This window comes from Paenibacillus sp. sgz302191, assembly GCF_057749925.1.
Genome location: NZ_JBYLHY010000018.1, coordinates 79255 through 102317 on the forward strand (window position 1 = coordinate 79255; position 23063 = coordinate 102317).

At 52.3% G+C, this 23063-nt stretch carries 16 protein-coding genes and 1 pseudogene; 4 read left to right on the top strand and 13 right to left on the bottom strand.

Annotated elements, in window-relative coordinates:
- Positions 1–109: 109 nt before the first annotated feature.
- The 3 genes from AC3G2T_RS23730 to AC3G2T_RS23740 are packed head-to-tail and all read right to left on the bottom strand — an operon-like array spanning position 110 to position 3147.
- Positions 110–967, bottom strand: a complete 858-nt coding sequence (locus tag AC3G2T_RS23730; RefSeq protein WP_488437117.1) for a carbohydrate ABC transporter permease — start codon at positions 965–967, stop codon at positions 110–112.
- A 13-nt stretch (positions 968–980) separates the two neighbouring features.
- A complete protein-coding gene (locus tag AC3G2T_RS23735; protein WP_488437118.1) occupies positions 981–1865 on the bottom strand; it encodes a carbohydrate ABC transporter permease in 885 nt (294 codons plus the stop codon).
- A 37-nt stretch (positions 1866–1902) separates the two neighbouring features.
- Positions 1903–3147, bottom strand: coding sequence for a sugar ABC transporter substrate-binding protein (locus AC3G2T_RS23740; protein ID WP_488437119.1), 1245 nt, complete (start codon positions 3145–3147; stop codon positions 1903–1905).
- Positions 3148–3435: 288 nt separating this feature from the next.
- Between AC3G2T_RS23740 and AC3G2T_RS23745 the strand changes: the two genes are divergently transcribed.
- Both AC3G2T_RS23745 and AC3G2T_RS23750 read left to right on the top strand, forming a co-directional pair.
- A complete protein-coding gene (locus AC3G2T_RS23745; RefSeq protein ID WP_488437120.1) occupies positions 3436–6846 on the top strand; it encodes a GH36-type glycosyl hydrolase domain-containing protein in 3411 nt (1136 codons plus the stop codon).
- A gap of 89 nt (positions 6847–6935) precedes the next feature.
- Positions 6936–7910, top strand: a complete 975-nt coding sequence (locus AC3G2T_RS23750; RefSeq protein WP_488437151.1) for a LacI family DNA-binding transcriptional regulator — start codon at positions 6936–6938, stop codon at positions 7908–7910.
- Positions 7911–8438: 528 nt separating this feature from the next.
- On the opposite strand, the pseudogene AC3G2T_RS23755 reads toward AC3G2T_RS23750, so the two are convergent.
- The 3 genes and pseudogenes from AC3G2T_RS23755 to AC3G2T_RS23765 form a co-directional block, all read right to left on the bottom strand.
- Positions 8439–9796 (bottom strand): annotated as a pseudogene (locus AC3G2T_RS23755) (FAD-binding oxidoreductase).
- A 488-nt stretch (positions 9797–10284) separates the two neighbouring features.
- A complete protein-coding gene (locus AC3G2T_RS23760) occupies positions 10285–13467 on the bottom strand; it encodes a bifunctional cytochrome P450/NADPH--P450 reductase (RefSeq protein ID WP_488437121.1) in 3183 nt (1060 codons plus the stop codon).
- A gap of 66 nt (positions 13468–13533) precedes the next feature.
- Positions 13534–13899: an ArsR/SmtB family transcription factor gene (locus AC3G2T_RS23765; RefSeq protein ID WP_488437122.1), complete on the bottom strand. Its 366-nt coding sequence runs from the start codon at positions 13897–13899 to the stop codon at positions 13534–13536.
- Positions 13900–14226: 327 nt separating this feature from the next.
- On the opposite strand from AC3G2T_RS23765, the gene AC3G2T_RS23770 reads away from it, so the two are divergent.
- On the top strand, positions 14227–15234 hold the full coding sequence (locus AC3G2T_RS23770) for an FUSC family protein (protein WP_488437123.1): 1008 nt from the start codon (positions 14227–14229) through the stop codon (positions 15232–15234).
- Here AC3G2T_RS23770 and AC3G2T_RS23775 read toward each other — a convergent pair.
- The 5 genes from AC3G2T_RS23775 to AC3G2T_RS23795 all read right to left on the bottom strand — a co-directional run bounded on the left by AC3G2T_RS23775 (position 15212) and on the right by AC3G2T_RS23795 (position 20699).
- Positions 15212–15853, bottom strand: coding sequence for a nucleotidyltransferase family protein (locus tag AC3G2T_RS23775; protein WP_488437124.1), 642 nt, complete (start codon positions 15851–15853; stop codon positions 15212–15214). The two genes, AC3G2T_RS23770 and AC3G2T_RS23775, sit on opposite strands and share 23 nt — an antisense overlap.
- On the bottom strand, positions 15850–16893 hold the full coding sequence (locus AC3G2T_RS23780; protein ID WP_488437125.1) for an XdhC family protein: 1044 nt from the start codon (positions 16891–16893) through the stop codon (positions 15850–15852). The genes AC3G2T_RS23775 and AC3G2T_RS23780 overlap by 4 nt, the downstream gene beginning before the upstream one ends.
- A gap of 160 nt (positions 16894–17053) precedes the next feature.
- Positions 17054–17503, bottom strand: a complete 450-nt coding sequence (locus tag AC3G2T_RS23785; protein WP_488437152.1) for a (2Fe-2S)-binding protein — start codon at positions 17501–17503, stop codon at positions 17054–17056.
- Positions 17504–17524: 21 nt separating this feature from the next.
- Complete coding sequence (locus AC3G2T_RS23790; protein WP_488437126.1) at positions 17525–18358, bottom strand: FAD binding domain-containing protein; 834 nt, start codon at positions 18356–18358, stop codon at positions 17525–17527.
- On the bottom strand, positions 18345–20699 hold the full coding sequence (locus AC3G2T_RS23795; protein ID WP_488437127.1) for a xanthine dehydrogenase family protein molybdopterin-binding subunit: 2355 nt from the start codon (positions 20697–20699) through the stop codon (positions 18345–18347). Before AC3G2T_RS23795 ends, AC3G2T_RS23790 begins: the two co-directional genes overlap by 14 nt.
- Before the next feature lie 154 nt (positions 20700–20853).
- Between AC3G2T_RS23795 and AC3G2T_RS23800 the strand changes: the two genes are divergently transcribed.
- Positions 20854–21075, top strand: coding sequence for a hypothetical protein (locus AC3G2T_RS23800; RefSeq protein WP_474680947.1), 222 nt, complete (start codon positions 20854–20856; stop codon positions 21073–21075).
- 80 nt (positions 21076–21155) lie between these two features.
- On the opposite strand, the gene AC3G2T_RS23805 is transcribed toward AC3G2T_RS23800, so the two are convergent.
- Entirely contained in the window at positions 21156–22040 is an 885-nt protein-coding gene (locus AC3G2T_RS23805) for an SDR family oxidoreductase (RefSeq protein ID WP_488437128.1), read from the bottom strand.
- A gap of 33 nt (positions 22041–22073) precedes the next feature.
- Positions 22074–23057: an aldo/keto reductase gene (locus AC3G2T_RS23810; protein WP_488437129.1), complete on the bottom strand. Its 984-nt coding sequence runs from the start codon at positions 23055–23057 to the stop codon at positions 22074–22076.
- Positions 23058–23063: the final 6 nt, after the last annotated feature.

The window sequence follows — 23063 nt, forward strand, 5'->3', positions numbered from 1 at the left end:
TGGCAGACCGGCTCCTCTCTTATTCATTCGAGTTGAACCCCCAGTCAAACTGGGGGTTTACGTATACAACAAAAACCTCCGCTCCCAGTTTCGGGGCGGAGGTTTCACTTTATTTCATGCCTGAAATATTGTAATTCTCGATAATGTGCTTCTGGAAGAAGAAGAAAATAATCATAATCGGAATGACCATGAACGCCGCGCCCGCCATCTGCAGCGCGAAGTTGGTGCCATGCTGGCCTTTCAGCAGCTGCAGGCCAACCGACAGCGTGTACAGCTTCTCGTCGTTGGCGATGATGAGCGGCCAAAGGAAGCTGTTCCAGCCGCCGATGAACGTCAGAATCGCCTGCACGGCGAGAATCGGTTTGGACATCGGCAGCACGATTTGTGCGAAAAGCCGGTACTCGCTTGCCCCGTCCAACCGTGTCGCCTCCATAATCTCATCCGGCAGCGTCAGCATGAACTGGCGGAACAGGAAAATGCCGAAGGCGCTCGTGAAGCCCGGCAGCACGACGCCAAGCATCGTGTTCGTCAAATTGACGCTGTTCAGGATGAGGTACACCGGGATCATCGTGACCTGCCCGGGAATCATCATCGTGGCGAGCACGAGCAGGAACATTTTTTCCCGGCCCTTGAATTTATACTTGGCAAAGCCGAAGCCGGCCATCGCATTCAGCAGCAGTCCGACGAAGGAGAGCAGCGTAATCAGCAGCGTATTAAACAAATACGTGCTGAAATCCATCTCCGTGAAAAGTTTGCTGAAGTTGTCAAACGTGAACATTTCCGGCCACAGCGTCGGCGGCATGCGCTTGATCTCCCCTTCCGTCTTGAAGGCGGAGAGCAGCATCCAGATGAACGGCAAAATCATCGCCACGCCAAATACGGTCAAAACAAGGCCGGCAATCCACTGCTGCAGCTTTCCGCGCGAGCTTTCGGTCCGGGCAGACGTTTTAATCGCGGATGATGACATTCATGTTCGCCTCCTATTCCTCGGCTTGCTTCCGCTGGAGTCTCAGCTGGAGCATGGTGACGGCAATAATAATAAAGAAGAGTATGAACGATCCCGCTGCCGCATAACCGAAGTGGCTGAACTGGAAGCCGTTCTGGTAAATAAACAGCGATGCGGATACGGTGCCGTTAAGCGGTCCGCCCTGAGTCATGACAAAGGGCTCTTCAAAAAACTGCAGCCAGCCGATCATCGTCGTCACGCTGACAAAGAAGATCGCAAAACGCATCATCGGAATCGTAATCCGCGTCAACTGCTGCCAATTGCTTGCCCCGTCGAGCTGCGCAGCCTCATAGTACGACCGGTCGATCCCCTGAAGCGCGGCGATGAAGATGATCATATTCAGCCCGATGCTTCGCCAGAGCGCCAGCATAATGAGCGACAGCTTGGCAACGGTCGGCTCGGTCAGCCATGGCACCGGGTCTGCGCCGAGCGACGTCAGGATGTAGTTGAACAGGCCGATGCGGGGATTGTACAGATAGCTCCAGACAACGGCCACGGCCACTACGTTGGTGACCGACGGCAGGTAGTACACGCCGCGGAATATTTTGAACACGCGCGAGCGGCCGAAGTTGATCAGCAGCGCAACGCCGAGCGAGCACACGATGACCAGCGGCACGCCGACGATGACATAGAACAGCGTGTTTCGCAGCGCCAGCAGGAAGACGGGATCGCCCAGCACATCGGCGTAGTTTTTGAGCCCGACAAAATGAATGGTCGAATAATTGGCAAGACCCGCGAGACCCATGTCGGTCAGGCTGATGTATACCGCAACGAGAATGGGCAGCAGGGAAAACACAGCAAGCAGAATAAGGGTCGGCCCGATAAAGACGTATGGCGCAGCCTTTGAAGGTCCTTTCATGATCTCACTTCCTTTGCACTTGGCCGATTAACCAGTTTTACTTGTTCAGCAGCTGCTGGGATTGCGCGTTGAAGTCTTTCAACTGGGCATCGATGTCCGCTTTGGCACGGTAAATCTGTTCAAAGGTTTTCAGGTAGTTCTGGGAAATATTATCCCACGATTTGACGAGCGGCATCGGCTCGGCGGTTTTCAACTGCTCGCCGACAACGCTCATATTGGCATCCCCTTTCAGCTGCGGATCTTCCCACGCCTTCATATTCGCCGGCAGCTCGCCGGTTTGTTTCATCCAGGCCAGCTGGTTTTCCGGCTTGCTCAGGAACGAGATGAACTTCATCGATTCGGCTTTATGCTCGGTAAAGTTGAAAACGGCCAAGTTGGAGCCGCCGAGGGAGCTCATATTGTTTTGCTTCGACGGCAGCACGGCTGTGGCCCATTTGCCGTCGACATTTTGAACTTGATCCTTGACAGTTTTGATCATCCAAGGACCGCTGATGAACATCGGAACCATGCCGTCTCCGCCGAACGTTTGGGAAATGTCCAGGCCGAGATCGACCGGAGCGTAGCCGTTTTGGAAAAAGCCTTTGAGATACGCCACCGTATCGCGGAACGCCGGCTCTTCGAACTGGGCCTTGTTGTCCGTAATCAGCTTGGCGCCGTTTTGACGGGCGAACATGAAGCTCAGCGTAGGTTCCTTCGGATCCAGGCCGATGCCGTATTTGTCCTTGCCGCGCTCGGTCAGCTTTTTGGAAGCGTCGAGCAGTTCATCCCAAGTTTTTGGCGCATGATCGTACCCGACCGCTTTCAACACATCGGTGCGATAAAATAATATTCTTGTCTCGGCAAGCCAAGGCACGCCGAAAGTTTTGCCGTCGAACTGATTGGAGGTTACAGTGCCTTTGAAAAAGTTGCCGGCGGCGAGCTCCGGATATTTGGCCAGGTCCCCTGTCAGATCGGCCAGCGCGCCCGCTGATGCGAATTCCGGCATCCAGGTGGTACCCATCTGCAGCACATCCGGTCCTTTTTTGGAAGCAACTGCTGTCAGCAGCTTGTCATGGGCACTCCCCCACGGAATCGCTTGTACCTTTATCGTAATATCCGGGTTCTCTTTGGCGAAGGCCTCTGCCATCTGCTCCATCGGCTTGCTGCTGTCGCCCATCGCCCAGACGGAGAGCGTGACTTTGCCGCTTTCTCCGGATTTGTTACCGCTTGACGAGCAGCCCGCGAGTACAGTTCCTACGAGCATAACTGTCGCGATGGCCGCGCTTGCAGTTTTCTTTTTCATCTGTTTTTCCTCCCCTGATTAAGTTGCTCCAAACTTTATAGAAACGTTTCGATATGAATTATAGATTAAATTGAAATCGTATTCAAGGTTTTTTTGTTGAACAATTTCCCCTTCATATATAGCCGGAAATGGACAATTTCCGTACAGCATGCGCGAACACGCAAAAATATTTAACGTTTGACTTCATTTCACTACTTTGTTTATACTCTTTTTAACTGTTATAGAAACGTTTCTATTACCCATTTTCCGTTGTAAGAAGGTTTTACCCATCAGAGGAGGTACTGCACGATGTCGACTCAACAACCCGCTCCGCACCCGGCCGTCTGGCGGCTGGAAGCCGGAGCTTTGGCCTTCACCTTTCATCCGTCGGGAGACCTGTATGAGGCGCTAGGCGGCGGAATTATGCTGAATCAGCTGCTGAGCAGCCCGCCGGACGGCTCGCTGAACAACCTATATTTGAGGATCGCCCGGCCTGAGGGCTACTCGGTCCATCCGCTGCTCGGCGTCCGCTCGGCAAGCCGCATCAGCCGCGGAGAACACCGCATCACCTGGAGCGGCATCGCCGACGAGATTCGTTATGAGGTCTCTTTTCTGCTATCATCGCGCAATATATGGTTTTGGGAAGTCAACCTTCATTCGGAAGGCGCTTCCGTCCGGGCGGATATCGTCTACGGCCAGGATATCGGCCTCGGCGTTCCCGCCGCCGTGCGCAGCAACGAAGCCTACTGCTCGCAGTATATCGATCATGCAGCATTCCGTACTGAAGATTTGGGCTGGGTCGTCTGCTCCCGTCAAAATCAGCCGCAGGCTGGACGCTTCCCTTATTTGCAGCAGGGCTGCCTGACGGGCGCCGCTTCCTTTTCCACCGACGGCTTCCAATTTTTCGGCCTCAGCTTCAAAGATACCCATCAGCCCGAGGCGCTTTCTCGAGATCAACTGCCAAGCAAGGTATACCAGTACGAGTTCGCCTATACAGCGCTCCAGTCCCAATCGATGGATGCGGCGGAAGGAGCCCGGGCCGTCTTTTACGGCATGTTCCGCGAGGATCATCCCGAGGCGGTCGCGTCAGCCGAATTCGCCCATGAGCTTGCGGCAGCTTGGCAAGAGGCGGAGTCCTTGCCTGCCGACGAAGTACCTGCCCATCCGGTGCCGCTCAAGTCGCCGGATCTCGGAGCCCCGCTCAAGGTCCGACCGCTGACGGCCGCCGAGCTGCAAGCACGCTATCCTTCCCGTCTGGAGGAGGAATGGGCGGATGGCGAACTGCTCTCCTTTTTCACTCCGACTTACGAGCACGTAGTGCTGAAAAGCAAGGAGATGCGCATCGAGAGGCCGCACGGCCATATTTTGATGAGCGGCGCACCCGACCGGGCGGGCGTCGAAATGCTGACTTCGACCGCTTATATGTACGGGGTTTTTCACTCCCATCTCGTCGTCGGCAATACTTCTTTCAACAAGCTGCTGAGCAATACGCGAAATGCGCTAGGCGCCACCAATGCATCCGGGCTTCGATTATACGCCCGGGTCGGCGGCAGCTTCCGGCTGCTCGCCATGCCGAGCCTGTTCGAGATCGGCTTCAACTATTGCCGCTGGATCTACCGGCTGGACGGGGATACGCTCGAAATTACGAGCTATACGAGCGCAGACTCCCCTGACGCGGTGCTGGAAGTGAGGTCCGAAAGCGGCCGGCCCCGCGAATATCTGATCACCGCGCAGATCACTATGGGCGACCGCGAGTACGAGGCTCTTTATGAGCTGACAGAGCGCGAAGGCTGCCTGCTCATTGCCGCGGCCGAAGGCTCGCCGATCCGCGAGGCGTATCCCGAGCTCCGCTACCGGATCTGTGCCGAAGGCACCGGGCTGCGCAGAACCGATGAGCGCAGGCTGATGCCGTCGCTTGTCCCAGGGCCGGCCCCGCTGCTTGTGCTGGAGACGGATGCCGCGGCGTCCTGGCGCCTCCTCATCGGCGGCCGCCTTGCCGGCTTCGGCGCCGATGCGTCCGCAGCGCCCTCTCCCGCTTTTGAAAGCGAGAAGCTGAAATACCGCGAGGATATGGCCAAGTTGATGAACGGCTTCGCCATGGAGCACCCGCAGGGCAGCGAAGCCGTGCAGCGCCTGAACATGCTGGCGTGGTGGTACACGCATAACATGCGGGTTCATTTTGCGGTTCCTCACGGGCTGGAGCAATACGGCGGAGCCGCTTGGGGTACACGCGACGTATGCCAAGGGCCTGCGGAGTACTTTCTTGCGGTTCAGCATTACGAGGCGGTCCGCGATATTATTTTGACGGTATATGAACATCAATACGATTCCGGCGGCGGCTGGCCGCAATGGTTCATGTTCGACCGCTATCGCCGCGTCCAGCAGGAAGAGAGCCACGGAGATATCATCGTGTGGCCGCTCAAGCTGCTTGGCGACTACATCGCCGCAACGGGCGATACCTCCATTTTGGAATCTGAGCTATCCTATACGGATCAGCACACCTTCGAGCTGACAGAGCAAAAACAGCCGCTGTTTCATCATGTGCTGAAGCAGATGGACTACATCCGCGCCCGCTTCCTGCACGGCACCCGTCTTTCCGCTTACGGCGACGGCGACTGGGACGACACGCTGCAGCCGGCCAGTGCGGAGCTGCGCACCTATATGATCAGCAGTTGGACCGTGGCGCTGACGTACCAAGCCGTGCGGCAGCTCGGCACCCTGCTCGCTTCCGCTCCCGCCGCGGGGGGCGCCTCCGAAGAGTACCGGGCATTCGGCGCGGAACTGCTGCAGCTGGCGGACGGCATCTCCGCGGATTTCCGCCGCTACATGAATCCGAACGAAGTCATTCCCGGCTTCCTGTATATGAAGGACCCGGAGCAGCCGGACAAATGGCTCCACCCGACCGACACACGCACCGGCATCCAATACCGGCTGCTGCCGATGACGCGCAGCATGATTGCCGGGCTGCTCACGCCGGAACAGGCCGAACAGCATTACCGGCTGATCAAGCGCGAGCTGAGCTTCCCGGACGGCGTGCGGCTGATGAACCGGACGGCTTCTTATGAAGGCGGCGTCAGCACCCGCTTTAAGCGCGCGGAGCAGGCGGCCAACTTCGGCCGCGAAATCGGGCTGCAGTATGTGCATGCCCATATCCGCTTCATCGAAGCGATGGCGGGGATTGGCAAGCCCGAGGAAGCGTGGCTGGCGCTGCAGGTCATTAACCCGATCGGCATTCGCAAAGCTGTGCCGAACGCGGAATTGCGGCAGAGCAATGCGTATTTCAGCAGCTCCGACGGCAAGTTCGCAAGCCGCTATGAGGCTGCGGAGCGCTTCGGCGAGCTGCGCAGCGGCTCGGCTCCCGTCAAGGGCGGCTGGCGCATCTATTCCAGCGGCCCCGGCATCTACATGAACCAGCTGATCTCGAACGTGCTCGGCATTCGCCTAGCCGCAGGCCGTCTTCAGCTGGATCCGGTGCTTCCGGCCGAGCTGGACGGACTGAGCGTGCGCTTCGCGGCAGCCGGCCGGCCGGTCCGCATCACATACAAGCTCTCCGGCGGCGGCAGCGCCATTCGCCGGGTTACTGTCAACGGACGCGAAGCCTCCTTCAGCAGGCTCATCGGTCCTTACCGCAGCACCGGCGTGGAATTGTCTCTGGAGGCGCTGGAGCCCCTCTGGCTGCCGGAAGCCGAACAGCTGAATGAAATTGCGATTGAAGCCTGATTATGAAAAAAATCGTCTTCCGGATAACGCTTACGAAAGAGAAAGTTGTGGTATATTTGAAAAACAAGCAGTCTTTAGGAGGGAACCCGATGGTCAGCATCAAGGATATTGCCAAGCAGGCCGGAGTGTCGATCTCGACGGTCTCCTACGCCCTGAACGGCAGTCCTAAGGTTACACCCGAAACAAGCACCAAAATCCTTGCCATCGCCAAGGAATTGAATTATATTCCCAATGCTGCGGCCCGCCAGCTCAAAAAGCAGGAATCCCGCATTATCGGGGCGTTCCTGACCGACTTTACCGGCGCTTTCTGGGGCGACCTGCTCCAAGGTATGAAAGAAGTACTGAATCGCAAGGGCTACGACCTGATCGTCTGCAGCGGCATGCAGTCCCACCGGCTGCTCCCGGAGCGTATGATTGACGGGGCCATCATTCTTGACTTGACCTTCTCCGACGAGGAGCTGCTGGATTACGCGGAGCGCGGCCACAAGCTCGTCGTCCTGGACCGAGAGCTCAATCATCCGGCCGTGAACCAGGTGCTGCTGGACAATAAGGCCGGCGCTAATCTGGCGATGGACTATCTTATCGATACCGGGCACCGCAAGCTATATGTTGTGACGGGACCGCCGGATACGTTCGACGCCCGGCAGCGGATGTTCGCCGTCCGACAGACGCTGGCCCGCCATCCCGATATCGAGGCGGTCATAATCGAAGGCGACTTCAATAAAGGCTCAGGCGAAGAGGCCGGCCGCATCATTCTGGATTCGTATGACGGCCCGGTCGGCGTGTTCTGCATGAACGACGAGATGGCGATCGGCCTGCATAACTATGCGGCCCGCCGAGGCTTTCGGGTAGGCGAGGACTTCTCGCTCATCGGGTTTGACAACATTGATCTGACCCACTATCTTCAGCCGCGCCTCTCCACCATCGAGTATTCCAAGTACCGTTGGGGCGCTATGGCCTCCGAGCAGCTCCTCCGCCTCATCGCAGGCGAGGAAGTGGAACATGAGCGGATATATGTCTCTCTCATTAAGGGAGCTTCAGTGAAGCTTCGGAATGACGGGTAATCCGATGCGAATGGACTGACAAACAAATAGAGGCAGCTTTTCAGGAGCTGCCTCAGGCCGCCCGAGAAAGTCGCGACACTCAGTTAGGGTTAGGGCTATGGGAAACAGTGAGCCCTTAATTTGAAGGACAGCCGTTTTTTCCGGGTGCGCACCTCTCCTTGTGAGGTCGCGGTACTGAACAAAATGGGTAGGAAACATCGTGGTAGGGAAAAAGCCTGCGAAATGGCGCAGGTTTTTTCTATGAAATCGGCTTGTTTTGGCGAAAATCCTGCAAAAGTGCAGGATTTTTCGCTGAAAGTGAACCTGAGCCCATGTCCCCGTTGAAAAGCCTGCACAATTGCAGGAATTTGTCGTAGCCAGCGATCAAGGACGCAAATTCATGTATTTTTGCAGGTTTTCTTCGTGCAGCAGGCAGGTTGGGGTTATCCCCTTTAACGTAGGGGTTTTTCAACAGCCAGTGGCAGCTTTTCAGGGGCTGCCTTCCGGTATGAGCAAATTCCGTTAAAATCTGCTTTATGATTATTGGTGTTATTGCCGGGCCGGCGGGATGCTCTGTGGAAAATTGAACATATTATTCGGGTCGTAACGGGCTTTAACTCGTGTCAGCCTGTCGAAATTACTACCGTAGTAGGCCTGCTGCCAGTGTTTGATTTGGAGGTCCGGCGTATTGACGTAAACACCGCGGGTAAAGGGGAGCATCGCCCTGCGGAAGCTCTCTACCCAGCGAATTCCCCGCCTCGCCTCCGCTTGTGTGTTCCAGGTGGCAGTGGGAGTTACATTATACAAGGCCCGGCGGTAGAAATAACTGTAGCCCGATTCGGCACCTTGGCCACCGCGCCGCCTAAACCGTGAAATAAGATAGAGACCGCAGAGGTAGGCGGCGATTCAATGAAACGCCGTATAGTGGCGATGGCAGCCTCGGGCAGCCGATGATAGACGTAGGGTCCGACGCTTTTAAAAGGATAAGGAGCTGTTGGCGTCGTCTTCGCTGCCAGCTCAACAGACTCAATCCACGGTATTTCCTCAATAACTACCTTCCGCGGCGACCCGGACCGAAGTAATGGCTGCAGCAATTGGCGAAGCTTTTGGGCCGATCCGAGGAAGACTCCTTGCATCAATATAGGGTAACTCTCCGAAGCCTGCCGTCCGTTAGCTATCCCCAGGGTAACGGTGAGCTGCTCATTGGCACCTGGAACAGTATAATCCTGCCAAGTCCGAAGCACTGGTTCAAGATCACGTAAGTCCCAACCGATTTCAGCAAAGCCGACCGTTTCAATCGGGTGAGACCGAAAGCGGAAGTTCGTGCAAATTCCGAAGTTGCCTCCTCCCCCTCCCCGCAATGCCCAGAACAGATCGGCGTTTTGGCTGGCATTGGCGTGAATCGTGCGTCCGTCGGCGTTGACCATTTCGACATCGACTAAATGGTCGATCGTGAGACCGTAGGGTCGAGATAGAATACTGTGACCGCCTCCAAGAGTGACTCCGGCAATGCCAGTGGTTGGGCAAAGCCCGACCGGCACTACCAACCCTTCTTTCCAGAGTGCCGAGTTCAAGGCGCCTCCCCTAATGCCTGTCTGTACTGCGGCGATGCCGTGCCTGCGGTTCACATCCACCTGATGCATGTCGCTCACGTCAATCACGATTCCTCCGTTGACGACTGACAAGCCCTCGTAACTGTGGCGGCCGGAGCGCATGCGGATCGGTACGTTATGATAGCGGGCCCAACGTATGGCGTTGACTACATCCTGAGTTTTCTGAGCAAATACGATGACTCGCGGGAATTTGTTAAAGAAGGTGTTGAATTCCCGACGAGCCGAGTTGTACTCGCGATTCCCCGGTTCAACGATACGTCCGGTCAGCTCAGGTTCCTTGCCGCGTCTTAATATTCGAGGAGCGTATCGTTTATCGATCAGTAATCCCGGCAACTTGTTTTTGGCCCACTTCTTTTTCAAGTTTCGCAGCACAGTATTACATACCTTCACTTTACGGGCTGGCTTTTTCACATTCAACCTTTTCACATCCCTTCCCAGCTCTCGAATACATAGGATGTTGACCTGAAAAAATTTGCTTGGATGAATGTGGAAAAGTAAAAGAAGGCCAAGAAAATCCACGAATAGCAGCAGCCATTCGCGGAGCGCCGCCACCGGCTCCCGCTCCATCATCAGTTGTGTTTCAAAGGCGGACGCTCCGCTCCTCCACCCCACACCTGACTCCCTCCGTTCTACTCTGTGCTTTGTGCTGCTCTTTACTCCCTATCCGGTCTGAAAGCCGGAATACGAAGTGATCCCAATGTTGGTTTTCATCGGTAACGATAGTTGAAAAACAGAAAAAAAGCAGGCCAAGACTGTATGGTTCCAGTTTTGGCCTGCTTTTTTTATAAACCCGCCCAGACATCTTTCGCATAGCTTCCATTCGACTGAAGATTTGCCAACCATTTTTCCGCATCTTGTTTTTCAGCCCCATGGACAAGCTGATAAGCTTTCTGCAATACGTTCTCTACATCCGGAGTCATTTTGCTGCCATCTCCGCATACGAAAATTCGTCCTCCGCCATCAAGAATGCGGATTATTTCCGCTGCATTTTCCGCCATCAAATGTTGTACGTAAGTTTTAGGTACGCCTTCCTTGCGGGAGAAAGCAGTATGAATCGTTACTAATCCGTCTTTTTCAAATTGTTCAAGTTCTTCGCGGTAAATATAATCGGCTTCGTTCCTGCATCCAAAGTAAAGATGAGCCTCGCCCAGCGATTTTCCTGCTTGCTTCATCATAGCACGACCCTGCAGAAAACCGCGGAAAGGCGCTACTCCGGTCCCGGGGCCCACCATAATTAAAGGTGTCTGCGGATCTTCAGGGAGCTGGAATCCGGATTCCGGTGTACGGACGAACATGACCATGTTTTCCCCGGGCTTGCGTTCAGCCAAATAATTCGAAGCAACCCCGCGATACTCGCCTTGTCCGCTCCAAGCAGCGCTCCGCACCACCCCTACTGTAATACCGGCACGTTCAGAGTTCATCCGCGGGGAACTTGATATCGAATAATATCGCGGTTTTAATGGAAGCAGCAGCTCCAAAAACTTCTCAAACGGAATTTCGCACGCTTCGTATTTTTCAACAAGATCAAGCATCGTAATCCGTTTCTTCAATATCTGTTCTTCGTATGTTCCCTCCTCTAACAAAGCTTCAAGCTCGCGCTTATGCGGAGGGCAAGCCGTAAAAGCGGCAACTTCGCGTATTTGGGCGCGGGAAGCGGCTTCCTGCACCTCTACACTATGGCTGAGCAGGTCACAAAGAGATACAGGCCGATCTAAAGGCAGATGGGAGCTGCTAACTCCGCTTGCCGTCAAAATCACTTGATCGTTTTCGCTCAAACGAAATCGCCGTAGAATACGGTTGACATTCTCTTTACTGTTGCTTGGGAAAACTCCGAGGTGATCGCCCTCCTGATACGTAACCCCGTTCGGCAATTCGATCTCGATGTGCCGTGTGCTTCGTTCGCTGCCGGACTGCTGAAGCTCGCGATTTTCCGCGACTATCCCGCGAACCGCTTCGTACGATTGAGCGAGAGGAGTTTCTGCCAAGCCGCTGACAAACTGAATGTTCAGCGTACTCCGTTCTTTTTCCGCATTTTCGTTCAGCTTTAAATCGAACGTCTTCATCGCATCGGTCCACATTTGTTTTTTCCATGTTTCAAACTGCTTTTCGAAGTCTCCGCTTGCATCGGCCTCTCCGCGAAGGGAGAATCTGGACGCTCCTGCTTCGGCAAGCTTCCGGTCGATGAATCTGGGTACCTCTTGATACGTAGAAGCCCAGTTGCGATCCCCGCAGCCAAATACGGAATAATGAACTCCTTTAAGCTCCCCCGCTTCAACCTGTTCCAACCATTGAACGAATTGTCGCGCATTGCCCGGTGGTTTACCGTTATAAGAAGAGGTGATGATTAATAAGGCGCCTTCCTTCGGCAAATTGCCTAACCGCTCATTAAGGGGGGCGGTTTCGCTTCGAATGCCGTGCAATCGGGCAATGTCCGCCAGTTCTTTTGCAATACGCTCTGCCGTTCCCATATTCGAACCGTAAAGAACGAGCAGCGGCCTGTTATTCACTCCGATGATGGAAGCTTTCTTCACTTGGTTGTCAAGTTTTGGAGCATCGGCAACGGCATCATCAGGCTTGATTGCATGCGTATTAGTGACTTTCTTATCTCGCAATTGAACGCGTATCTTAAAATCTCCCGGTTTCAGCGTCAGCGTTTGCTTTATTTTCAACTGATAGTTCATATGATCAATCAATTGAAATTGTTGAAGGATCATGCCGATAACTAAAGCCGCTTCGTGCAGCGCGAACTGCATACCGATACAAGCCCGTTGACCGTTCCCAAAAGGTTTATACGCATGGTTTGGAACATTGGTCGGGTCTTCAAACCGTTCAGGGCGGAATTGTTCCGCATCATTTCCCCAAGCTCCCTTATCCCGATGAAGTTGGGGCAAAAGAACGGACAAAGACTCCCCTTTTTTAATGAGGTATTTTCCCCCGATCGTCGTATCTTCTCTAGCGTTTAGTCTAAATACAGGGGCTGTCGGCCATAAACGCAAAGATTCGCTTAAAATCATCCGAATATATTTAAGCTTTAGCACTTGTTCATAAGTCGGCACTGAGTCTGTTAGTACTTCATCCACTTCTGCGTAAGCCTTTTTTAAAACTTCAGGGTGCTTCAATAAGTAGTAGGTCGTAAAAGACAACAATCCGCTCGTCGTCTCATGACCGGCTATCAAAAATGTAATAATTTGATAACGAATATTTTCATCACTCAGCAGTTCCCCGGTTTCGGGATCTTTAACATTCAACATTCGGGCGAGCAAATCGGTTTCCCCGTGATCTCCGCTTGCTTTACGATCTGCAATGATTTTATCTACCAAGGCGAACATCGATTGAATATCGCGCTCGAACTGGTGTTTTGTTTTTAACATCAGTTTGTTTTGTATCGGCAGCCTGGTGCCATAATGCATGGCTTCATCCAGAGATCGAACCATGCTAACGATAAAAGGGTTTGGCGTTTCTCTGTAAAAACTATTGAAACGATAGCTAAATCCGCACAAGCCGATGGTGTCCAGCGTAAGCCGTGTCATATCTTCAGGAACATCGATGCTTTCGTCCGGGTTCAATCGCGCCCATTTTTGAACAAGCTGCGAAGCGATGTCGAGCATCATGCCGTGATACCCTTTCATCGCTTGTTGGCTAAATGAAGGCATCAGAATTTGATGCGCTTTCCTCCAATTGGGTTCCTCCGACAGACTTGTGAACAGTCCGTCTCCGGAAAATTCACGTACTTTACGCAGGTGATCGATGCCTTTGTCAAAACGCGACTCGTCACATACTTCGGCCACTAAGTCGGGCCCGGAGAGGACATACACATATTTTGTAAATCCCTCGAATTTAAAAATAGGACCGAACTCGTCGGCGATTTTACATAAAGATAATACCGGCAAATCCTTATCGATCAAGGGTACATTCCCGAGTGCGCCATATCTTTTCGGCTGGGGGATCGGCATTAATTTTTCCATAGAAAAACCCCTTTTCCATATTTCACTTTATATTATCCAACTTGGACGCAATGCCATACATGAATGTTAATCGCGCTTGAAAGGTCGATCCTTAAATTCGGTAATAAATGATTCAACATCGTCAAAAAGTTTTTTTAGTTTAAAAAAATCGCTATTTCTAATATCCAAATAATAATAATTCATTGTACCTTCTCGTCTAACGCCAATTAATTTTGCATCTTTCAACACTTTAAGGTGATGGGATACTGCCGGACGGGACAAATGAGTCTTTTTTGTAATCTCGCCGACCCGAATGCCTCGTCCGCTGTCACTTTCGCTTTCGATTAGCGCAATAATAATGGATTGACGCGTTTCATCCCCAATCGCAATTAATGCTTTTTGACATTCACTGAACTCTTTGGTCAACCGTTTCAAGCGTTCTTGTCTATCCATGTTCAGCCTCTCAGTTTAATGGTTTAATCTTATAAACTATAGTAGCACAAAATATAATGAAACATTCATTGGGAAAGAAAATCGAGACGTAAAAAAAGAACGCCCCCGCGCTTTCGTCTGGGTTGCGTTCTCCTTATTGTTTAGCTCAGTAACCCCCGTGCCAGCATCGATTCGGCGAGCAGGACGGCTCCTTTTCCGGCGCCCATCTTCGTATTGTGGGAGACCGACACGTAATTCGTGATAAATGAAAATCGCGATTGACATACTAGGGAAATGAATCAGATCATTCGGTGAGTATTTCGATGCCCAAGATTGGAGTTTAACGAAATGATGAATAAAATCATGGATTTTATCAAATATAAAGGGGTTGTATGGAAAATCCCTTTAGCCGCCGGGCTGTCATGGGAGCTTGCGGAGTGGGCCGGATCCAAGCATCCTTACCTCGCTCCTCTGACGGCCATATTGTCCATTCAATTAACCGTTGACAAGTCGATCCAGTTCGCATGGCAGCGCATCGTGGGAACGATTGCCGGCGTCCTTTTCACCGTATCGTTAACACCTTATGTCGGTTTGAACGGCTGGAGCATCGGGCTCCTGATTCTTATCGGGGCTTTCATCGTAAATTGGCTGAAATTGGATCATGCGATCCTGATTCAGGTTGCTCTCAGCATTTTATTGGTGTTGTATTTTCAGAGCAAGATGCCCGCCTACTCCCTGGATCGGATACGCGATACCGTTATCGGCGCGATCGTTGCCATCTTGATCCTTATTGCGGTATTTCCTCCCGATACGTTGAACATAGCCAAAAAAAAGATGCTCCATTTCGCGGACCATCTATCCAATCATTTTATAAACACCGCACTTTGGGTAAAAGAAGGCTGTTCCGCTAATGAAGCGCAACATTTGCAAACTCGCTTGCAAACTTTATTTCAGGAGCTGCATCAAGCGACAACCGAGCTGGATAAAGCGGAGCAAAGTTTACGCTACAATCCTTTAGGTCAACAAAAACGCAATATTTTGAAACAATTAAACCGGCAAATGAACCGTCTTCGATCCGGCTATGCCAATCTTGCAGACATGATACGGGTTCTTGTGATATGGTCCGAAAGCGGCAATTTTACGAATGCGGATCATCGAATGTGGGCCGATTATTTGAACACGTTGGCGGATCTTGTACAGCAATGGAAACGTGTGTTGGACGATCCGGCGGCATCCGGCTCGGCATCCAATGAATCAGCCCTGCCAATAAAAGCGCCGGCCCATATGGCAAATTACCAGTACCCGCTTGCGTTATATACGAACGCTGAACAAGTCATTCAAGATTTCCGCCGATGATTTTTTCCAACAAAATCCTGTAATCGTCAGCCGTGTCGACATCCATGAACAGATCCGGAGCTGTGAAATCGATGCAAATTCCCGATTTTTCCTTGCGGATAAGCTGTCTGGCTCCCTGATCGTTCTGCAATTGCAGGAGAACCGGAAACATCCGCTGCGCAAAAATGACCGGCGGTCTGGCCAAACCGCCATAGCTTGAGGCCACGAAACCGGTACTGCTGGCCGCCCGATGCGTTTGAAAGCATGCAAGCAGTTCATCGATCATCTCTTGTGCAACTAAAGGTTGATCCGCCAGTAATACCATTACGGCTGTCGCTTCCATCGCAACCGCAGCCTGTACGCCGCACCGCAGGGAGTGCGCTTGCCCCAAATGCGCTTCAGGGCAGTAAATAACGGACCATTTCCGACTGATCGGCTCCCGGTAAAAGGTGTGATCCACCCAGTCCGCCTTAGGGCTGTTGGAGATGACCGCAACATGATCCAAACCGGAGCCCAAAGCCGCAGCCAGCGCGTAATTTCCCAAAGTCATAGAACCTGCCGGAAGCCGAAGCTTATCCGCACCCATTCGGGTGCTTTGGCCCGCCGCCAAATAGATGCCGATGATACGATTTTGCTTCATTGGATAACAACTTCATAGGCTCTTTTTCTCCTGAACGTACGTATGATTTCTGCGACAATGCTCACGGCGATTTCCTCCGGCCCCTCTGCCCCGATCGCGAGTCCGACGGGAGAATGAATTTCCATCTGAACCGGCACATCGATGAGCAGCCGTTTTGTTCTATTTTTCGATCCCAGGATGCCTAGATAGCAAAGCCCACGGTCGGAAAGAAGCCGAACCAGCTGCTGATCCCTCCTAAAATTATGAGTCATTACAACGGCGTAATCATAAGGCGTAACATGAATCATCCCTACCGTTTCCTCCGGAAACCCCAACAACATGTATTCAGCATTCGGAAAATAACGCCGCTCGCAATAATCGGGCCTCCAATCGGAGACGATGACGGCAAAACCGACGGCTGCCGCAAATGCGGCAAGCGGCCTGGCGTCCGGTCCCGCACCAAAGATGAGCAGGCGAGGTTTGGGATAATACGTATGAACGAAAACTTCCGATTGTATGGATGAGACGAACTTCATTCCGCTCTTCCGCGAAGCCTCGGACCCGGATGCCAAATCCAACAATTCCGGCGGAATATCGCCCCGCCACTCCCCGAATAGGTGACGATCTCCGGTAACGAAACTATAATCGATGACAGAACCGTCCGGGCCGAACTTTTTCACGAGTATGACCTCAATTCGCTGATCCAGGTAATTTTTCAAGACACGTAGATGATCGGCGAACACACCTTGTACCGGTTCCATCGTGACATGGACAACACCGCCGCAGCCCGGCGATTCCCCCCAGGACAGCGGGTCTGCTGATTGCATGTCGAAGGCGAAGCTGCGGGAAACGCCAGTTTCCAACATATCCGGCACACAAGCCGAAAGATTCGCCTCCAAACAACCGGCGCTTAATACCCCGATCTGCGAGCCGTCTTCAAGAAACAGCATCGATGTCCCTTCTTTGCGGTATGCGCTCCCTTCCACTCGGGTAATCGTCGCAAGCACGCTTCTTTGACCGGTATGGTGAAGGGTCTCCAAAATACGGTGAATTTCTTCCAAACTTCCCCCCTCCTCAGCTCCCAGAGGATTCATGTTTCAGTGTGAGATAAACCTCTATCGAGGTCTTTTCGAAGATGAGCGACCGCGTTCAGAGGTAGGTTTATTCGCCAATAAGAATGCGGTTCTACGCGCTTTAGCGCTGTAAAGAACTTAAACATTCTTATGTGGTAAAAATGGCCTGTACAGCCTTATGAATTTCTTCATAGGACGTACACCTGCATATGTTGGATTCCAGCCATACCCTGATTGTTTCTTCGTTCGCATGGGGATCGGCATTCCGCAAGCCCTCGCAGTTTACGATAAAGCCGGGAGTGCAATAACCGCATTGGAATGCCTGATTTTGAACAAAAGCTTGCAGTACCGGCGAGTTCGTCAAGCCCTCGATCGTTATCACTTCTTTTCCGCCGGCTTCCACGGTGAGCATCATGCACGATTTTATAGGCGTACCGTTTACCAAAATCGTACACGTACCGCAGTCTCCGTTGTCGCAGCCGGACTTACTTCCCGTGAGGCCGAGGTTGTCCCGAAGCGTGTATAAGAGTATATCCGCGGCTCTTACTCGAACTGTACGCTTTTCGCCGTTAACTGTAAATTCTACCGGATACACCATAGGATCGCTGGCTGACATGCTTCACCTTCTTTCCAATATATGCACCGTGTCGGCTATCGTTTGCCGAAGCACAAATTTCCGGTAAGGGGCGGATCCTTCCGCATTATCCAGCAATGGAGCGGGAAGTTCGCCGATCGCCTGTTCAATTCTGGCTGCCGGCGGCATCGAGGAGTCGTTCAACGACCGCTCGATTTCGACGGAGCGAAACGGGAATGCGCAAACGCCGCTGAATGCGATCCGAATCTGCCTGTTTTTCTTAAGAGCAGCCGCGGTTACGAGAGGATAGCCGACATTGCCGATCTGCCTTTTTTTGAAATGAACGAACGGCAGCGACACATAGTCTCGGTCTGTTAAAGTTTGTACAAGAAACTCTCCTTGCTGCAATCTCAACTTCCCTAAAAAAACGTGGTGAATCGGAACCTCTCTTATTCCTTGTATTCCTGCTATGATCATGCGGCTGTTTGCCAATAGAAGCGGGAGCACGGACTCCCGATAATGAATGTTGCCGCAAATGTTTCCCCCGAGCGTGATTTGATTCCGGGCTGTTTGGTCGGCGATTCCTTGCGCCGTTTGACTGAGCAGCGGGAACGGATTCGCCTCGGACAAAGCTGATAACGTGACGCAAGCTCCGATTACGAGCTTATCCTTATGCATTTCCATAACGCTGCACTCCGGAATGGATTTCAAATCGATCACAGCTCCCGGATGAATGGAGTTAGTTCGAGACCATGTGATAATTTCCGTCCCTCCGGCGTAATATAGCGGCTTCTTCCCTTGTTTGTGCAGCAGCTGAAACCGCTCAACCGCCTTCTGCATGGAGGAAGGTCTGTAGTATTCGAAGTCAAACGGAATCATGGATTGTCCTCCAGATCGTCTCGGGCGTCAGAGGCAAACGATTAAGCTCTACTCCGGCGGCAGCGGCCAGGCTATTCGCTAATGCTGCGGGCATGCCGATCAACCCATGCTCTCCAATCCCCCGCAATCCGTAAGGCGCTTCCAAATGAGGCGTCTCGACGAATTCAACGAAGTACGCCGGCTGCTCGCCATAACGTATCAATTTGTAGGTTCGAAATTGCGGATTGAGGATGGCCCCTTGATCATTGAATAGAAAAGCCTCCCGGCTGGCAAGGCTTAAGCCAATACTCATAGCGCCCGTAATTTGGCCGCGGGCTAATTCCGGATTGATCACCCTGCCGGCATCGATGACCGTCGCCGCCTTAACGATTTTGTACGTGTAATCTCTTGTATTCCATTCCACTTCTACCGCTTGGGCGCCTACCGTCCACTCCGGGCCTGGATTTCCTTTGCCCGTCTCCGGGTCCAACATGGTCAAATTTCGCATCGCATAGCTCCCGCGGCCGATGACTTGACCGCCGATCGTATTCCCGTTTGGGAATTTGTATCCGTTCGCGATTTTTTCGATTTCGATCCCGATTTGGGGGCGATCTTTGCGGTAAACTTTACCTCCTCCGACATCCAGGTCTGTCGGCAAGCATTGCAGTACGACCGAGGCAATGTTTTTTAACCCGGCGATCGCGTCGTCGGCCGCCTTCAGAGCTGCATTGCCGACTAGAAAAGTGCTGCGGCTTGCCACCGTTTTCCAATGGTGAGGATCGGATTCGGTATTTACATCCGTCGAAATATGGATCATCCGGTCATCCATACGCAGCCGTTCGGCCAACAATTGCGTAAGCGCCGTCCTCGTGCCCTGCCCGATCTCTACTGCACCGCACAGCAAATTAACGCTTCCGTCGGGATTAAACACAACAATAGCTCCCGCACCGGCGTCTGTCGGGGTACTCGAATTTTTCCAGAAACAGCATACCCCTTTCGCCTTGATGAGATGGCCGTCGGTTTCGGGCAGGGACCGGTCGTCCCAGCGGATTAATGATTTCAGTTTTGCAATGCACATGGGCAAATTGCCGACATTGCTTCTATTCAGCAAGGTTTGTGTCGGGGATGTATCCCCCGGTCCTATCGCATTATAAAACCGGAATTCCAAAGGATCCATTCCCAAACGGCCCGCCAATACATCCATCGCGCGTTCCATGGCGAACGTCATTTCCGGATGGCCGAATCCGCGGAACGAGGTGGAATAGGGGCGATTGGTGTACATGCATAAGGAATCGCAATGTACGTTATCGATGCGATAAGGCCCGGTGCTGTCGGCAGCTCCCGCCCTGCTCATGACCGCACCTCGATCCGAATAAGCACCGCCGTCATACAGATGCAAAATTTCCGCGGCCATTAATTTTCCCTCACGGGTACAGCCAAGTTTGATGATGGCATCCAATCCGATATGGACCGGAGAAGAGATCATGTCCTGCTCTCTGGAGTTAACCAATTTAACAGTTTTTCCACCGACTGCACGGGATGCCAAAAAAACAAGAAATTCCATCTGAATCGCCGCTTTGCCCCCAAAACTGCCTCCGACCAGAGGCGTGTGGACGACGACTTTGTGAAGCGGAATTTGAAACGACTGGCTGATTGCTCTTTGGATAATATAGGGCGATTGCGAAGCGGAATGAATGATCACTTTTCCGTCGGGGAAAATCTCTGCCGTACTGCACCGCAATTCCAATGCAGCGTGATCCGATTGCGGTAAACTGACCCGGACCTCAATAATATGATCGCTTTTTTGCCATCCTGCTTCCATATTCCCCTTGCGTATTTTGGTTCGGTTCGCAATGTTGGTTCCCGGTTCCGGGTAAACCTCTTCGCGCCGCTTGTACGCGGCAAGGTGCTCATGTATGAGCGGAGCATCTTTCTTATAAGCTTCGGTTGGAGAAAGTACGGCCGGTAAAAGCTCATAATCCACTTTGATTTTGAGTGCCGCCATCTCTGCCATATATTCTTGTTCCGCGACAACAAGGGCGACGGGTTCACCGTAATACCTCACTTTGTCAATCGCGATCGGCGGCCGGTCGGCCAGTGGCGACCCGGTCAAAATCGGGTAATCGTTTCCCGTGATAACCGCTTTTACACCCGGGATTTTCATGGCTTCGGACGAATCAATCGATTTTATTTTCGCGTGAGCATGGGCGCTGCTCGCTATTTTGGCATGTAAAAGTCCCGGTCTCGGATTATCGTTCACATATCTCGTTGTTCCTGTAACTTTCTCCCAAGTTTCCTTTCTGGGAATGCTTTTCCCAACCGATTGAACGATCTCAGCCCCCTCCTTTTCCAAGTTCTCCATATCTCATATATATACAGGATTTGTTGTCCGTATTATCGTTGCTGGCTTTGTATATTTTTCGGAATTTTTTCCAATCGGTTAGGGCAAGATATGTTTCGGGACTACGCTGGCAAAAAGAAGCATGTCCCATCACATTAACGAGGAGTGAGACAGAATGGCTGAAAAAAACGATCGCGATGCTGAGCGCAGCACGAACGATGTGGCCGGCGTTGACGCCGGAGAAGCTGTAGGAACCGTGAGCGGCGGTGTCGCTGGCGCCGTCGTGGGTTCTCTTTTGGGACCTGTCGGCACTGTTGCAGGCGGCATCGCAGGGGCGGCATTGGGCAACAAAGCCGGTGAAGGCGCAGGAGATAATGACGATAAGGATTCAGAATAAACGGCATCTGCATTAAAACAAAAAGGGTACCGGGGAAACCCCTGTACCCTGCTTTGCTTTATAAACGGGGTGGTACCAGCTCACATCCAGCCTTGTTGATGAGAAATCGACTTTTTCAGGACCTCTTTAAAACTCATTGGGGGTCGACCGATCAAATTAGCTAGAGCAGGATCGACTTGCGCGAAATCGCCCTGACGGCTCGCTAGAAACATCCCCATCCGCATATTTACACTCGCTTCCGGCACACCTTGAGACATCATGCGGTCCCGAAACTCTTCGTCCGACACAACGATTCGACGGATGGTCCGCCCCAAGACCTCGGAAACAATTGCCGCAATCCCTTCCATGTCAATTGCTTCGGATGCCGTAAGATTGGGAGTCATGCCATCTAATTTCTGCTCGCTTATGATCGCCGCCGTAGCTTCGGCCAAGTCGGAGTGGGTTGTCCAGGCAACCGGACCGTCCTCAGGAGCGATCAATTCCCCAGTTTTTATTGCTCCGCTGATCAACATTAGCGCCGATGCGGCGTAGTAGCCATTGCGGAGCGACGTGAAGGCAATACCTGAAGCTTTCAGCAGTTTTTCGGTAGCTGCATGGTGAATCATAGGAGCGAAGTGTGATGTCGGGGAAGAACCCATGTGACTTGTGTACAGCACCCGACTAGCCCTTGCTTTCTTTGCCGTGTCAATCGCTGTTTGATGCTGCCGGATACCATGCGGGATATCAGCCTCACCCAGGATGCCGGACGAAACGATGAAAACCTGCGACGCCCCCTCAAAGGCGTGGTGCAGACTTTCGGCATCGTCGAAATCGCCCCGACGGACACGAACTCCACGTTCCTGAAGCTCTTGTGCCTGATTCGGATCGCGGACGCTGACACCGATCTGCTCGGCAGGTACACGCTTAAGTAACTGCTCTACCACAGCCCGACCCAATTTCCCGTTGGCTCCGGTAACGATAATCATGACAACAACATCCTTTCATTTTGTATATAGTGTTTATCCACGAACAGTCTTACCGTTTCTAAATTGCATATTAGGGAAAGAAGCGCCGGCTATCTCATTTTCGGGTATCGCTTCTTCAATTTTCTTAATATCGTCTTCAGTCAGACGAATATCAAGCGACTGCAAAGCCTCTTGAATATGAGCCGGTGATACGGTTCCAATGAGCGGTATGATGTCTTCACCCTTGGATAATATCCATGCAAGCGCCAGTTGGGATACCGTCATTTGTTTATTTGCGGCGATCTCACCCAGCTTCTTGGCCAGAGCAACATTTTTTTCTATATTTTCTTCAAAAAATAACGGGACGTAGCCGCCTTTGCTCTTTTGGATTCGCTCCTCTGTCCAATTGCCGGCAAGGAGCCCATGAGCCACCGCCCCAAAAGCGACAACACCGACCCCCAATTCCCTTGCTATTGGCAAAATATCTTTTTCTATTCTTCGGTTAAAAAGCGAGTATTCGACTTCCACCAAGCTGATCGGATGCGTTGCATGCGCTCTTCTCAATGTCTCTGCATCGATCTGGCTGACCCCGATATGCTTGACATAGCCGGCCTGAACCAGTTCGGAAATGGCACCGATCGTTTCTTCAACAGGGATACCCAGATCGATCCTTGCAGGCTGATAGAGATCGATATAGTCAAGATGGAGTCGTTTGAGCGAATAGGTAAGATAGTTCTTAACATGATGGGGGGAGACATCCAGTCCGTACAGGGAACCGTCAGGCGCATTCAATACCCCAAACTTCAGCGAGATAAAATATTGATCCCTTTTATACCCCTTCAACGCTTCGCCAATGACCATCTCGCTTCGGCCTGCACCATAGAAATCCCCCGTATTAAGATGATTGATTCCACTCTCCATTGCGGTATGAATGGCGGCAATGCCGGTGCCTTTAACGGCTTCATCGGCATTTGACATGTGACCGCAACCGAGTCCGATTCTGGATAGATCCAGTCCGTTTTTTTGATAATTCATCATGATAAC

Coding starts and splice junctions, on each gene's coding strand:
- AC3G2T_RS23795 (WP_488437127.1), bottom strand. CDS start 20,699: ATGGAGAACTTGGAAAAGGAGGGGGCTGAGATCGTTCAATCGGTTGGG.
- AC3G2T_RS23745 (WP_488437120.1), top strand. CDS start 3,436: ATGTCGACTCAACAACCCGCTCCGCACCCGGCCGTCTGGCGGCTGGAA.
- AC3G2T_RS23810 (WP_488437129.1), bottom strand. CDS start 23,057: ATGATGAATTATCAAAAAAACGGACTGGATCTATCCAGAATCGGACTC.
- AC3G2T_RS23800 (WP_474680947.1), top strand. CDS start 20,854: ATGGCTGAAAAAAACGATCGCGATGCTGAGCGCAGCACGAACGATGTG.
- AC3G2T_RS23730 (WP_488437117.1), bottom strand. CDS start 967: ATGTCATCATCCGCGATTAAAACGTCTGCCCGGACCGAAAGCTCGCGC.
- AC3G2T_RS23805 (WP_488437128.1), bottom strand. CDS start 22,040: ATGATTATCGTTACCGGAGCCAACGGGAAATTGGGTCGGGCTGTGGTA.
- AC3G2T_RS23735 (WP_488437118.1), bottom strand. CDS start 1,865: ATGAAAGGACCTTCAAAGGCTGCGCCATACGTCTTTATCGGGCCGACC.
- AC3G2T_RS23790 (WP_488437126.1), bottom strand. CDS start 18,358: ATGATTCCGTTTGACTTCGAATACTACAGACCTTCCTCCATGCAGAAG.
- AC3G2T_RS23750 (WP_488437151.1), top strand. CDS start 6,936: ATGGTCAGCATCAAGGATATTGCCAAGCAGGCCGGAGTGTCGATCTCG.
- AC3G2T_RS23740 (WP_488437119.1), bottom strand. CDS start 3,147: ATGAAAAAGAAAACTGCAAGCGCGGCCATCGCGACAGTTATGCTCGTA.
- AC3G2T_RS23785 (WP_488437152.1), bottom strand. CDS start 17,503: ATGGTGTATCCGGTAGAATTTACAGTTAACGGCGAAAAGCGTACAGTT.
- AC3G2T_RS23765 (WP_488437122.1), bottom strand. CDS start 13,899: ATGGATAGACAAGAACGCTTGAAACGGTTGACCAAAGAGTTCAGTGAA.
- AC3G2T_RS23760 (WP_488437121.1), bottom strand. CDS start 13,467: ATGGAAAAATTAATGCCGATCCCCCAGCCGAAAAGATATGGCGCACTC.
- AC3G2T_RS23775 (WP_488437124.1), bottom strand. CDS start 15,853: ATGAAGCAAAATCGTATCATCGGCATCTATTTGGCGGCGGGCCAAAGC.
- AC3G2T_RS23770 (WP_488437123.1), top strand. CDS start 14,227: ATGATGAATAAAATCATGGATTTTATCAAATATAAAGGGGTTGTATGG.